Source organism: Streptomyces sp. CNS606 (genome assembly GCF_000426325.1).
In genome coordinates this window covers 112,888-125,399 of the sequence record NZ_AUFD01000015.1, presented here as the reverse complement: position 1 = coordinate 125,399, position 12,512 = coordinate 112,888, and the positions used below count along the sequence as shown (strand labels likewise).

Here is a 12,512-nt window from a genome sequence, read left to right as displayed (position 1 = left end):
GGCAGGTCAGGCCTGCTCCTCGAAGAGAGAAGTCACCGAACCGTCCTCGAACACCTCACGCACCGCACGCGCGATCGTCGGCGCCATCGACAACACCGTGATCTTGTCCAGATCCAGCTCACCCGGCGTCGGCAACGTGTTCGTGAACACGAACTCGCTCACCTTCGAATTCTTCAGCCGGTCCGCCGCCGGACCCGACAGCACCCCGTGCGTCGCCGTCACCATCACGTCCTCCGCGCCGTTCGCGAACAACGCGTCCGCCGCCGCACAGATCGTGCCACCGGTGTCGATCATGTCGTCCACCAGCACACACACCCGGCCCTCGACGCTGCCGACCACCTCGTGCACCGTCACCTGGTTCGCCACATCCGGATCACGCCGCTTGTGCACGATCGCCAGCGGCGCACCCAGCCGGTCCGCCCAACGATCCGCCACCCGCACCCGGCCCGCGTCCGGCGACACCACCGTCAGCTTCGACCGGTCCACCTTCTCGCCCACGTAATCCGCCAGAATCGGCAGCGCGAACAGATGATCCACCGGACCGTCGAAGAAACCCTGGATCTGATCCGTGTGCAGATCCACCGTGAGAATCCGGTCCGCACCCGCCGACCGCAGAAGATCCGCGATCATCCGCGCCGAAATCGGCTCCCGCCCACGGTGCTTCTTGTCCTGACGCGCATAACCGTAGAACGGCACGATCACCGTGATGCTCCGCGCCGAAGCCCGCTTCAACGCATCGATCATGATCAACTGCTCCATGATCCATTTGTTGATCGGAGCAGTGTGGCTCTGCATCAGAAAACAGTCCGCCCCACGAGCGGACTCCTGGAAGCGGACGTAGATCTCACCGTTGGCGAAGTCGAAAGCCTTCGTCGGGACCACACTGATACCCAGCTGCTGAGCGACCTCCTCCGCAAGCTCGGGGTGAGCGCGGCCGGAGAAGAGCATCAACTTCTTCTCGCCGGTCGTCTTGATCCCGGTCACAGCACAGTCTCCTTGCGTTCCGCTGGGCGTGAGTGCCCCTTAACCGTAAACCCCGCCGACCTGCCCCGCGTACCCCACACCGCACACCGGGGCGCAGCTCACACCCCCTCCGAACCCTCCGAAGATCCATCCTCCACACGCTGCGCCGCCTGCGCCGCCGCACTGCCCGGCCGCTTCCGCGCCACCCAGCCCGCGATATTCCGCTGCTGCCCCCGTGCAACAGCCAACGACCCCGCCGGCACGTCCTTCGTGATCACCGAACCCGCGGCCGTATACGCGCCGTCCCCGACCGTCACCGGAGCCACGAACATGTTGTCCGCACCCGTCCGGCAATGCGAGCCGATCGACGTCCGGTGCTTGTGCACACCGTCATAGTTCACGAACACGCTCGCCGCACCGATGTTGGTGTGCTCACCGATCGACGCGTCCCCCACGTACGACAGGTGCGGCACCTTCGTCCCCTCGCCCAGCTCCGCGTTCTTCATCTCCACGAAACTGCCCGCCTTCACGCCCCCGCCCAACCGCGTACCCGGCCGCAGGTACGTGTACGGACCCACCGACGCACCCGCGCCGATCTCCGCCCCCAGTGCCACCGTGTGCACCACCGACGCGCCCTCGCCCACCGAGGTGTCCGTCAGCCGCGAACCCGGACCCACCTCCGCCCGCGCCGCCACATGCGTCGCCCCCAGCAACTGCGTCCCCGGCTCCACCACCGCGTCCGGACCGAACGACACCGTCACGTCCAGCCACGTCGACGCCGGATCGACGACCGTCACCCCCGCGAGCATCGCCCCCTCCAGCAACCGGTCGTTCAGCATCCGCCGCGCCTGCGCCAGCTGCACCCGGTTGTTGATCCCCACGATCTCCCGGTGATCGCCCGCGACCGACGCACCCACCCGGTGCCCGGCCTCCCGCGCGATCCCCAGCACGTCCGTCAGGTACTCCTCGCCCTGACTGTTGTCCGTCCGGAGCTTCCCCAGCGCGTCGATCAGCAGCTTCGCGTCGAACGCGAACACCCCCGAGTTGATCTCCCGCACCGCGCGCTGCGCGTCCGACGCGTCCTTGTGCTCCACGATCGCGGACACCGCGCCGTTCGCCTCGTCCCGGATGATCCGGCCGTACCCGGTCGCGTCCGGCACCTCCGCCGACAACACGGTCACGGCGTTCCCCTCCGCCGCGTGCGCGTCGGCGAGCGCCTGCAGCGTCCCGGCCGTCAGCAGCGGAGTGTCGCCGCACGTCACGAGCACGGTCCCGTCCAGCGCGACACCGGCGGCCGACAACTCCTCCAGCGCCTGCCGCACGGCGTGGCCCGTCCCGTTCTGCTCCTGCTGCACGGCGGTACGGACGCCGCCGTCCACCTCCGCCAGGTGCGCGGTGACCTGCTCCCGCGCATGGCCCACGACGACGACCAGATGCTCGGGGTCGAGGCTGCGGGAGGCGTGGACGACATGGCCGACGAGAGAACGGCCGCAGATCTCGTGCAGGACCTTCGGGGTCGCCGACTTCATGCGGGTGCCCTCACCCGCTGCGAGAACGACGACGGCTGCCGGGCGGTTGGCGCTCACGGTGTGCCCTTCGGCTTCGGGTGAAGATGACCCCCGCAGGATACCGGTGGGCTTCCCCTGCACCGGAGACCACTGTTGATCGGCGCCAGGGCCCGAACCTAGCTCTGCTCCCCCGCCAGGACTCGAACCTAGAATGGTCGGACCAAAACCGACAGTGTTAACCATTTACACCACGGGGGACCATGTCGGGGAAATCGGACATTCCGCGTTACCCCGGCTGCGTGCACGACTCTACTATGCCGGACCACCAGCCCTCGATTCTGCGGTACAGCTGGGCACTTCGGCTCACCCGCACGGCGAGGCAGCCACGGTAAGAGGGGCCTACGTTCTTGCGCACGGTCTTCGGGTTGTGCTTCTTGAGGGTCGTCTTCTGGAGTTGCGTCACTTCGACGCCGACGTGTGCGGACCAGTACGCCTCCGCATTCTCCACCTCGGCGGACTCGTGGATGGAGACCGCGAACCTGAGGTCGTCTCTGTCCACGCCCAGGAGGTCCAGCCAGGCCAGAAAGAGGCCGATGACGTCCGGATCGCTGTTGATGAAGACCACGCGTTCCCGGCGAGCATGTGGTTTGTCCTTCGCCCCCTCCGCCCAGTACAGGGCGACCCCCGTCAGGAACAGCTCCCGTTCGCTCACGCCTCCGATCTCCTGTCGTGCGGTGTTCTTGACGTGTTGCCGCTCCTCCTCGCGAAGCTGGAGTGTCCGCTCCCAGCCCTTCCGGGCGATCGCGGACGCCTCCTCGCGGGTGCGGGGTGGTCGCTCCGGCTTGGGCAGGTCCCGGACCCAGAGCGAGATCGACGACTTGGAGACGCCCAGTTCGAGCTGGATGCGGTCGTAGGTCCAGCCCTGGCGGCGCAGCTCCCGGGCGCGCTCGCGGAGGTCGTCCTTGGCGTTGGGGCGGCGGGTCCAGGCCGGGGGTGGCTCGTCTGCGACGAGGCGGTTGAGCAGGTCGTTGTTGTGGACCTTGAGCGCGTCGCGGATCTGGCGGCGGCTGAGGCCCCGGCGCCGGAGGGCGACCGCCCTGGCGCGCAGCTCCTCGTAGGTGGCGGTGCCTCGCAGGATGCCGCCCGTGCCGTCGCCGTTGCGTCGGCGCCGCTGGTGCGGGATGAGCGGTCCGTCCTGAGATGCCCCGTGTGTGTCGGTCATGTGCTCACTCTCGTCGCACATGCGGTCGCATGGGGCGAAAGGGCGTCGCATTCACCAGTTCGAGTGGTGCACGCGGTCGGGAGAGCGGGCCGGGGCGGTCTTAGGGTGGGCGGTATGACCGAGTCGGGGGAAGTTGCTCGAGCCCAGGACCAGGGCGGGCGGTCGGGTGCGCCGGAGGGCGGCGGCGGTCCGTGGTGGTGGGAGCGCCGCCGGGGCATGGTGCTGGACGTGGTGCTGGGGGTGCTGTCGGCCGCGGAGTGTGCGGCGGAGGGGGTGAAGTTCTCGGGCACGGCCGGTGTGCCGGTGGTGTTCGGGGTGCTGCTGGGGGTGGTGGCGGGTTCGGTGCTGGTGCTGCGGCGCCGGTGGCCGATCGTCGTGGTGCTGGTGGCGATCGCGGTGACGCCTGCGGAGATGGGTTTTCTGCTGAGCACCGTGGGCCTGTACACGCTGGCGGCGTCGGACGTGCCGCGTCGGATCACGGTGTGGCTGGCCGGGATGATGGTGGTCGGCGGTGTGATCATCACGTTCGTCCGGGTGCATCAGAGCGTGAGTCAGGAGTCGGGGTTCGATCCGCCGGGGTGGTTCGTGCCGACGGTGTCGCTGGCGGCGTCGGTCGGGGTGACGGTGCCGCCGTTGCTGCTGGGGATGTACGCGGGGGCGCGGCGTCGGCTGGTGGAGAGCCTGCGGGAGCGGGCGGACGGCCTGGAGTGGGAGCTGTCGCTTCTGGCGGACCGGGCCGAGGAGCGTGCGGAGTGGGCGCGGAACGAGGAGCGCACGCGGATCGCGCGGGAGATGCACGATGTGGTCGCGCATCGGGTGAGTCTGATGGTGGTGCATGCGGCGGCGTTGCAGGCGGTGGCGTTGAAGGATCCGGAGAAGGCGTCGAAGAACGCGGCTCTGGTGGGGGACATGGGGCGGCAGGCGCTGACGGAGCTGCGGACGATGCTGGGTGTGCTGCGCACCGCGGACGGTGGGGGGCGTGCGGTGCCGGCGGCGGAGCGGGAGCGTGCGGAGGGGGAGCGGCCTTCGCGGCTGGCGGATCTGGCGGCTGCGGCGTCCGGGGCGGCGTCCGAGGGGGCGTCGGTGTCGTCGTCCGGGGAGGGTGCGCGGGTGCCGTCGGGTGTGGGGCCGGGTGCGGCGTACGGGCCTCCGGAGGAGGACGGGGCGGCGGGGCCGTCCTTGGGTGAGTTGGAGGTGCTGGTGGGGCAGTCGCGGCAGGCGGGGATGGCGGTGGAGCTGTCGGTGTCGGGGGAGTCCCCGGCGGCGGGCTACGCGGCGCGGGTCGAGCGGACGGCGTACCGGGTGGTGCAGGAGGCGCTGACGAATGTGCACAAGCATGCGGCGGGTGCGCGGACGCGGGTGCGGCTGGCGCATCGCGAGGGGGAGGTCGCGTTGCAGGTGGAGAACGAGCCGCCGTCGGCGGGGGTGGCGGACGCGGGTCTGCCGAGCGGGGGGAACGGTCTGGTGGGTATGCGGGAGCGGGTGTCGGCGCTGGGCGGGGTGTTCGTGTCCGGGCCGACGGATGCGGGGGGTTTCCGGGTGTCGGCGGTGATTCCGGAGGGCGGCGCGGCCTGAGCGGCGCCGCCTCGCGGGGTGGCCGGGTCAGCCGTCGGAGCGTTTCGTCTGCTCCGGCAGGTGGGGTTCCGTTTCGGTGGCGGTGTCGTTGCGGCCGGGTTCCGTTTCGGCGCCGTCGGCAGGGGGTTCGGTGCGGTCCGTGGGGGCGTCGCCGTCGTCGCCGTCGGTGTCGTGTGTGTCGTCGACGGTGTTGCCTCGGCCGGTGAGGGTGGCGAGGCTGCTGCGGACGTGGGCCATGTGGGAGCGGAGTTCCTCGGCCTGTTCGTCGTGGTCGCGCAGGATGCGGTCGGTGTCGCGTTCGATGCGGTCCTGTTGTGCGCGGGCCTGGGCGAGCAGGTCGGCGGCCTGGGCCTCGGCGTCCTCCTGGCGGTGGCGGGCGGCCTCTTCGGCCTCGGCGTGGGCGCGTTCTGCTTCGGCGAGGACGGTGCGGCCGTGGTCGTCGAGGCCGGCGAGGCGTGCCGCGGTGGCGGCCTGGTGTTCGCCGAGTTCGCGGTCGAGGGCGTCGCTGTCGGCGGTGTGCTCCTTGCGCTGGTCGGCGAGGAGGGACTGGCAGCGCCGGGTCATCTCCTCGTGGGCGTCGGCGGCTTCGCCGCGGATCTCGGCGGCGGCTTCGCGGGCGGCGGTGCGGAGTTCGTCGGCCGCGGTCTGGGCGGCGTCGCGGGTGCGGCGGGCGGCGGCTTCGCCGGCCTCGCGGGTGCGGGAGGCCCACTCGTGTGCGGCGTCGCGGGTGGCGGTGGCGTCGTGTTCGGCCTGTTCGGTGCGGTGCCGGGCTTCCGTTTCCGCCGTGCTGTGGACTTCGGCGGCTTCCGTTTCCACTTCGGCGAGGAGTTCCTGGGCCCGGGCGCCGAGGCTTTCGTAGGTCTGCGGGGGGAGGGTGGCGACGAGGTGGTGGAGGCGTTCGGCCTCTTCGGTGAGTTCCTTGGCGAGCAGGGTGAGCCGGGCGGCGCGTTCGCCGGCCTCGTCGCGTTCCTGGGTGAGGTCGGCTACGCGGCCGTCGACCTGGTCGGGCCGGTAGCCGCGACGTACGACGACGAAGCCGTGCGGCGACGACGCACTCATGGATGCCCCTTGTCTCGAGCTGCTGCGTGTCCTCGCGCGGCGGGTGCCGCGAGGGGGTGGCGACGCGGTCGGGTGTGCCCGGTTCGCCCGTACCCGCGTTCCAGCATGCGTCATGCCTCCCGTCGGGCCGTAATCGGCACATCCTGTCGCAAGCGAGCGGATTCAGGCGGGTGTCGGGGCGGGGTGGAAGGCGGTTGTGGCCCGTGTGACCGGTGTTTTCGCCGTGGGACGGGGCTTCGGCGGTGGTGGCGGTGCGTCAGCGCGTCGTTCTGCCGGGCCACCCTGTCGGGTGACCCGGCGGTGCCGGCGGGGCACGCCTCAGAACAGGCCGTCCCACATCTGTTCGAGCAGCACCGACCACCAGTTCTCCGGAGTGGAGAGGGCGGCGGGGTCGAGCATGGCGAGCTGCATCTGGAAGTCGACGGTCCAGCGGCCGGCTTGTTCCGGCGTGAGGCCGTAGCGCAGGCGCCACATGCGGCCGAGCAGGGCGAGGCAGCGGATGAACTCGGGCAGACCGGTGTTGACGAACTGCGGGGTGGCGGAGCTGCCGTCGGCCTCCGCGTCCAGCGGGACGGCGACGATGTGCGCGGTGCCGTACTGGACGCAGAGCTGGCGGCCGAAGTCGTTGCCCATGACGAGGTACGAGCCGGCGTCGGGCGCGGGCCGGGCGCCGCGTTCCTGGGCGAGTTCGGCGAGGGTGGGCACGGGGCGGCCGGGCTGGGCCTGGCCCCAGAAGAAGGGGCCCACGTCGACGGGTACGCCGGCCCAGACCAGCACCTGGCCGACGATGTCGGGGACGCCGTGCCGGGAGACGGCCCGCTGGTCGAAGCGGAAGACGCCCTGCGGGCCGAACGCCTGCGCCAGTTCGTGGCCGATGGCGTCCGGCGGGATGGGCGGCGCGAGCTGGATCTGGTGCGGCGGGGGCAGCGGTACGCGGTGGGGTGCGGGGCGCGGCGGCGCGTCGGCGACCTGGTGCAGTTCGCCCTGGTGCTCGACGAGGTGCCGCATGCCCTGCTGGCGGGAGGCGTGGTCGGTGCCGTAGGCGGCGGTGTGGCTGACGCGTACCTGGGGCCAGGTCTCGCGGATCATGCGGGCGCAGTAGCCGCCGGGCAGGTCGCAGGATTCGAGTTCGGTGTGCAGTTCCAGGACCTGCTGCGGCGGCACGTTCATCGCGCGGAGTTCGTGCAGGATCTGCCACTCGGGGTGCGGGGTGCCGGGTGCGGAGCGCCGGATGAGCTGCTGTTCGGAGCCGTCGGGTGCGCGGTAGCGCAGGACGGCCATGTAGCCGGGGCCGACGGTGGGGGCGCCGCCGGGCTGCTGGGGTGGGCCGTAGGCGGGGGGTGCCGCGCCGGCGTGCGGCGGGGGCGTGCCGTGGGGCATCGGGGCCGCGGCGTGTGGGGGCGGGCCCGGGTGCGGGGCGGGGACGCCCGGTGGCGGTGTGCCGGGGGTGTGCGGCGGCTGCGGTGCGGCGGGGGGGGGGGGCGTCGGGGCGGCGCCGGGGCCGCCGGGGAGGGGGCCGGCCAGCATGGTCGCGGCGTGGTGGAGACCGCCGGGGCCGTCGGCGGGCCCGTCCGGGGCTGAGCCGCCCTCCGGGGCGTCGCCGCCCTGGGAGGCGATGTCGTCGGCGGAGACCATCTGGGTCGGCACGTAGCCGCCGGTGCTTCCGGTTCCGGTGCTGCCGCCGCCGGTGCTTCCGGCGCCGCTCGGGGTGCCGGGTGCCGGTGGTGGGCCGGGCGGGGGCGGCACGGACGGGCCGCGGGAGGACTTGGGCGGGGAGGACGGGCGGCGGTCGGTGTCGAAGTCGGTGAGGCCGGCGCCGGGTGTGGGGGCCGGTGGGGGTGCTGCCGGCGGAGGCGGCGGGGTGCCGGCGCCCTGGGACGTGCCGTGGGTGCCGGACGTGCCGGGGGACGTGCCGGACGTGCGGTGCTCGCCGGTGGCGGTGGGCTCGTCGACGGCGCCGACCCGGTCGTCCTCGACGGCGGGCGCGGTGGTGGTCCTGGCCGGCGCGGCGCGCTCGGCGAGGAAGGCGGTCGGGGTCTCGTCGCCGTGTGCGGCGGGTGGCGGGGTGTCCTCGTCGTCGCTGCCGCTCAGCGGCGGCGCGAACACGGTGGCGGGCGGCTCCTGGCCGAATCCCTCGCCGGAGCTGCTGGTGTCGGCGGCGTCCCAGGGGCTGGTGCTTCCGCCGCTGCTGCCGGCCTCCGGCCACGCGCCGGAAGGGTCGCCGGATGGGGCGGACCCGGCGTCCGTCCCGTCGGCCCCTGCGTCCCGCCCGCTGCTCGTCCCGTCGGGCGCGGCCGCGCCCGGGGCCGACGCGTCGTCGGGCCGGCGCCGGTCGGGGATGCCCATCCGGTCCGCGGCCTCCTGGAGCCACTCCGGTGGCGTGAGCAGGAAGGACGTGGCCTCCAGGTCGACGCGCTGCGGCGGGACCGGGGCGGGCGCCGGGCCGGCGTCGCCGTACTCCTCGGTGTACCGGCGGACGACCTCGTCCACGGGCAGCCCCGGCCACAGCGTGGCCTCGCCGCCGTCGCGGGCGATGACCAGGCGGGTGCGGGCGCCCTCGGACGTGGGGCCGTCCTCCCGGTCCTCGGCCCAGGCGACGAACCCGAGGTCGAACTCGCGCAGCTGCACGGCGCGGCGCTGGTAGCCGGGTACGTCCGTGTTGATCCAGCGCTCGGCGCGGTCCTGGGCCTCTGCGAAGGTCACCACTGCGTTCACCCCTCCACCGGTACGGCGCGCGTGAAGCCGCCGTCGACCATCAGTTTCGCCACGGTCTCCAGCTCCGGGGGGTTGCCCGCGAGCCGGAGCAGGAAGTCGTCGAAGTCGTCGCCGCAGGGCCGCAGGAGGGTCTCGGTGCGCTGCCGCACGTCGAGGCCGTCGTGGTCGCGGGCGTCGTCGTGGGGGCAGAACCAGACGCTGCCGATCGCCTCGCCCCGCACCTTGACCGCGACGATGCCGCCCTGCGTGAACACGACGCCCAGGTAGTCCTTGGTGAGGTGGTCGCGCAGGCATTTGTTGACGTAGACGAGGTCGTTGACGGCGGCCTCGTCGCGCAGGGTGAAGAACGGCTGGTCGAGGAGGAGTCCCAGGTCGGGGTCGAGGGCGACGCCGCGTGGCGCGCTGCCGCCGGCGGCCTTGAGGAAGCTGCGGTAGGCGGCGGGGAGCCGGTAGCCGAGACGTTCCTCCGCCTCCACCACCTGCCGTTCGGTGACGGCGACCGGCTGGGGGACGGCGACGTGGACGGGCCGGGTCTCCTGGAGGGGCCGGGTGCCGAGCTTGTCGTGGTCGACGGCGGCGGTGGCCAGTCCGGCGTGGTGCCGCAACAGCGCCTTGACCTCGGCCGGGACGAGTTCCATCCGGCGGGAGTGGGCGACGTGGTGCCAGACCCAGCCGTGCGGGGTGGCGACGGGCGGCAGCCCGGCCCACAGTTCGTGGCCCGCGGCGTGCAGGGCGGCGTTGGCCGAGACGACGTCGGTCAGGCGGAGTTCGTCGCCGCCGAAGCCCTCGGGGGGTTCGGCGATCTCGGCGGCGGCACGCGCGTAGCGGGAGAAGTCCGGGTGGCCCGCTTCGTCCATGCGTACCCCGTCCGGGTGGCGTGCGGCGCGCACCGGATCGGGAAACCGCACGACCTGCCCGGCGTAGGCCGCGTTCGGAGGCGCGGTCGTCGTCCCTCGCCGACCTGTCGTCATGGCTGGAAGCTCCCCTGCTGCGTCTGGCTGACCCGCACAGCCTATGCGTTCGGCACGGGCCCGGTCATCGCCGCTCGGCGGAGGAACCCGCGGTCCGGCGGGGGGCGTCTCCCGGCATACTGAGCGCGGATCTCCACGCCAGGGGGTCGCGGAAGGACAGCACGACCATGAACATCGCTCCACGGCAGGCCGGGGCGCCGCCGGCCCCGCCCTCCGGGCCGCGGGCGGACGACCCGCGGCTCGGCCTGATGCGGGACGGCGCGGCCGCCGGGTCCGGCGGGCCCGCCGCCGCGTTCGCCGCGGCGCCGTTCCTCCACCACCGCCGCGACGGCATCCTTCCCGCCGTCGCCGGGGCGCTCTCGGTCCGCGGCAGCACCCTGACCGGCACCGGCAGCCGGTCGGACACCCCGCCCGGACTGCATCCGCTGGTCGCGGACTTCCTCGCCGGGCTGCCGGCGGCCGACCGCGGGCGGAGCCCCGGGCGCTGCTCCGAAGCCGTGCTGCTGTCGCGCTTCCTGACCTCGGCGGACGCGGCGCGCAGCGGCCGGAAGGCGGAGCGGCCCATGAGTGAGGGTGAGGCCCGCAAGGCGCTGAGGCAGGCGCGGCTGACGGCCCGGCACGTGCGGGAGGACGGCGATCCGCGGCACGGGGCCTACGCGCCGCCGTGCCGGTCGTGCGCCCGTCTGCTGGACCACTTCGGGGTCGCGGCCGTCGACCCCGGCGCCTACGCCGAGGCGGGTGCGGGCGAGGGCGAGGGCGAGGGCGAGGGGGAGGGTTCGTGAGCGTTCCGCACGCGCGCAGCTCCGCCACCCGGTTCCCCGTCGCCGTCGACGCGGTGCTGCGGGAAGCGGGCTGGCGTCCGGGCCGGTGGGAGATGCGGGACGCGGAGGTGTGGGCGGACACCCTCCGGGCGCACGTGGCGCCCGGAGGGCACCAGCACGCCGTGTTCCCGGCGGCGGTCGAGGCGTGGGCCGAGTTCGGCGGGCTGCACCTGGTGCCGCGCGGGCCGGGCCGCGACCTGGCGCCCACCGGGCTGCACCTCGACCCGCTGCACGGTCTGTACGCGGCGCGCACGCTCGCCGACCTGGGGCGGGCGCTGGACTCGGCGGTGGCGCCGCTGGGCGCGGAGGTTCCGGTCGGCGGCGACCCGGACGACGCGACCGGTCTCCTCGCCGTCGACGCCGAGGGCCGGGTCTACTGCCTGGACCACACCGGCGACTGGTTCCTGGGCCAGGACGCCGACGCGGCCTTCGCCACCCTCCTCACCGGTCTGCTGCCCGCCCGGCTCGCGCGGACCTGAACCGCGGACCCCAACCGCGGACCCCAACCGCGGACTCGAACCGCGGACTCGAACCGCGGACCCGAACTGTCGGTGTCCGTCGGTAGGTTGCGTGGCATGTGCGTCTCTCTCGCCCCCGCAGAGTTCTCCGGCACGACCCTGTACGCCGGCCGGTGCCGGCATCCGCAGCACGGGCTGGTGCACGTGCTCGGCTACCAGAACACCGCCCTGAACCGGGCGTCCGGCCCCAACGCGATGCTGCTGCACCTGCCCGCGCGGCGGGTGACCGGCCGCCACTTCCTGCCCGTGGGCGACGACACGGACGTGCTGCGGCGCATGGTGGACGCGGTGCGTCCGCGTACGCGCAGCGCCGCCGCGCCGATGGACTGGATGGGCGCCGCTCCGGGCGGCGCGGTCGAGGTGTTCGACCACGACGTGTACACCGTGCTGCTCGCCGACGATCCGACGCTGCTGCCCGGCGCCCTGGCGAAGGTCCCGAAGCGGAAGCGGCCGCGGCTCGACCCGGAGCTGATGGCCTTCTACGCCCGGGCCTACCCGGGCCACTCGGTCGCGGTGTGCTGCTTCGACAACGCCGACGCGCGGGAGGCCAAGCCGCTGCTGCTCTGGTACGAGCCGCACGACCCGGACGTGCTGACCGCCCCCGCCCTGGACTGTCACACCGGCGGCCCGCCGGACCCGGACGGCCTGGTCGGGGTGGACCACTGGGTGTTGTTCGGCACCGACGAGGCGTCGCCGGAACAGGGCGCGCCGGTGACGTACCGCCGGGGCATGCGGCACGAGCTGCGGCGCTTCCTGCCGGACCGCGTCGTCGGGGCCCGGTACACCGGCAGTCTGCCCAACGGCGACTTCGCACTCGCCCATGCCGACCTGCTGGCCGGCGACCTCGGCCGGGTGCACCGGGTCGGGCCGGGCGGTGTGCCCGTCGGCGTGTAGCGGGCGGCCCGCGTCGCCGCACGGGTGTCGGGGACCGTCGCCGCGACCCCCTAGGGGTGGCACCCACCGGGGGATCGGTGGCGGTTCGTCCCTGGGCAGGACGAGGAGCCGGGTGGGCGTTCCTACCGTGTTGCTACGGGCCGCCGGGCGTGCGGGGTGGGGCAAACCCCCGGACGGGAACGGCGACGGGCACCATCGTGGCGCCGCCGCCGCTCCAGGAGGCTGAACACCGTCCGGGAGAACCGTCCCGGCACGAGGCGACCGAA

Annotated in this window: 10 protein-coding genes and 1 tRNA gene; 4 read left to right on the top strand and 7 right to left on the bottom strand. The window is 73.4% G+C overall.

Going from position 1 to position 12,512, the window contains the following annotated elements; genetic code table 11:
• Positions 1 to 6: 6 nt before the first annotated feature.
• The 4 genes from K304_RS0112645 to K304_RS0112630 all read right to left on the bottom strand — a co-directional run bounded on the left by K304_RS0112645 (position 7) and on the right by K304_RS0112630 (position 3,693).
• Positions 7 to 984 carry a ribose-phosphate diphosphokinase gene (locus K304_RS0112645; RefSeq protein ID WP_027764052.1) on the bottom strand — a complete coding sequence of 326 codons (978 nt, stop codon included), beginning with the start codon at positions 982 to 984 and terminating at the stop codon, positions 7 to 9.
• A 98-nt stretch (positions 985 to 1,082) separates the two neighbouring features.
• Complete coding sequence (gene glmU, locus K304_RS0112640) at positions 1,083 to 2,549, bottom strand: bifunctional UDP-N-acetylglucosamine diphosphorylase/glucosamine-1-phosphate N-acetyltransferase GlmU (RefSeq protein WP_027764051.1); 1,467 nt, start codon at positions 2,547 to 2,549, stop codon at positions 1,083 to 1,085.
• 107 nt (positions 2,550 to 2,656) lie between these two features.
• Positions 2,657 to 2,729 (bottom strand) — tRNA-Gln (locus tag K304_RS0112635).
• A 28-nt stretch (positions 2,730 to 2,757) separates the two neighbouring features.
• The gene (locus tag K304_RS0112630; RefSeq protein ID WP_486591645.1) at positions 2,758 to 3,693 is read right to left on the bottom strand and encodes a hypothetical protein; all 936 of its coding nucleotides are present in this window, start codon (positions 3,691 to 3,693) and stop codon (positions 2,758 to 2,760) included.
• 114 nt (positions 3,694 to 3,807) lie between these two features.
• Here K304_RS0112630 and K304_RS28725 point away from each other — a divergent pair, with 114 nt between their 5' ends.
• On the top strand, positions 3,808 to 5,268 hold the full coding sequence (locus tag K304_RS28725; RefSeq protein WP_037790164.1) for a histidine kinase: 1,461 nt from the start codon (positions 3,808 to 3,810) through the stop codon (positions 5,266 to 5,268).
• Between the two features lie 27 nt (positions 5,269 to 5,295).
• Here the strand turns inward: K304_RS28725 and K304_RS28720 are convergent, their stop codons facing one another.
• From K304_RS28720 to K304_RS0112610, 3 genes are all read right to left on the bottom strand, one after another.
• Entirely contained in the window at positions 5,296 to 6,327 is a 1,032-nt protein-coding gene (locus tag K304_RS28720; RefSeq protein WP_199779601.1) for a cellulose-binding protein, read from the bottom strand.
• A 318-nt stretch (positions 6,328 to 6,645) separates the two neighbouring features.
• Positions 6,646 to 9,033 (bottom strand): SUKH-4 family immunity protein, encoded by a 2,388-nt coding sequence (locus tag K304_RS0112615; RefSeq protein WP_027764049.1) that lies wholly within the window; start codon positions 9,031 to 9,033, stop codon positions 6,646 to 6,648.
• Positions 9,034 to 9,038: 5 nt separating this feature from the next.
• Positions 9,039 to 10,013 (bottom strand): SMI1/KNR4 family protein, encoded by a 975-nt coding sequence (locus tag K304_RS0112610; RefSeq protein ID WP_027764048.1) that lies wholly within the window; start codon positions 10,011 to 10,013, stop codon positions 9,039 to 9,041.
• 167 nt (positions 10,014 to 10,180) lie between these two features.
• Here K304_RS0112610 and K304_RS28715 point away from each other — a divergent pair, with 167 nt between their 5' ends.
• From K304_RS28715 to K304_RS0112595, 3 genes are all read left to right on the top strand, one after another.
• On the top strand, positions 10,181 to 10,795 hold the full coding sequence (locus tag K304_RS28715; RefSeq protein WP_051308391.1) for a YwqJ-related putative deaminase: 615 nt from the start codon (positions 10,181 to 10,183) through the stop codon (positions 10,793 to 10,795).
• Positions 10,792 to 11,313 carry an SUKH-3 domain-containing protein gene (locus K304_RS0112600; RefSeq protein ID WP_027764047.1) on the top strand — a complete coding sequence of 174 codons (522 nt, stop codon included), beginning with the start codon at positions 10,792 to 10,794 and terminating at the stop codon, positions 11,311 to 11,313. Before K304_RS28715 ends, K304_RS0112600 begins: the two co-directional genes overlap by 4 nt.
• 96 nt (positions 11,314 to 11,409) lie before the next feature.
• Positions 11,410 to 12,246 (top strand): hypothetical protein, encoded by an 837-nt coding sequence (locus K304_RS0112595; RefSeq protein WP_027764046.1) that lies wholly within the window; start codon positions 11,410 to 11,412, stop codon positions 12,244 to 12,246.
• Positions 12,247 to 12,512 lie beyond the last annotated feature (266 nt).

What these genes read in the sequence shown, in the direction of transcription:
- K304_RS0112630 (WP_486591645.1), bottom strand. Translation starts at nt 3,693, where the DNA reads ATGACCGACACACACGGGGCATCTCAGGACGGACCGCTCATCCCGCAC.
- K304_RS28725 (WP_037790164.1), top strand. Translation starts at nt 3,808, where the DNA reads ATGACCGAGTCGGGGGAAGTTGCTCGAGCCCAGGACCAGGGCGGGCGG.
- K304_RS28720 (WP_199779601.1), bottom strand. Translation starts at nt 6,327, where the DNA reads ATGAGTGCGTCGTCGCCGCACGGCTTCGTCGTCGTACGTCGCGGCTAC.
- K304_RS0112610 (WP_027764048.1), bottom strand. Translation starts at nt 10,013, where the DNA reads ATGACGACAGGTCGGCGAGGGACGACGACCGCGCCTCCGAACGCGGCC.
- K304_RS28715 (WP_051308391.1), top strand. Translation starts at nt 10,181, where the DNA reads ATGAACATCGCTCCACGGCAGGCCGGGGCGCCGCCGGCCCCGCCCTCC.
- K304_RS0112595 (WP_027764046.1), top strand. Translation starts at nt 11,410, where the DNA reads ATGTGCGTCTCTCTCGCCCCCGCAGAGTTCTCCGGCACGACCCTGTAC.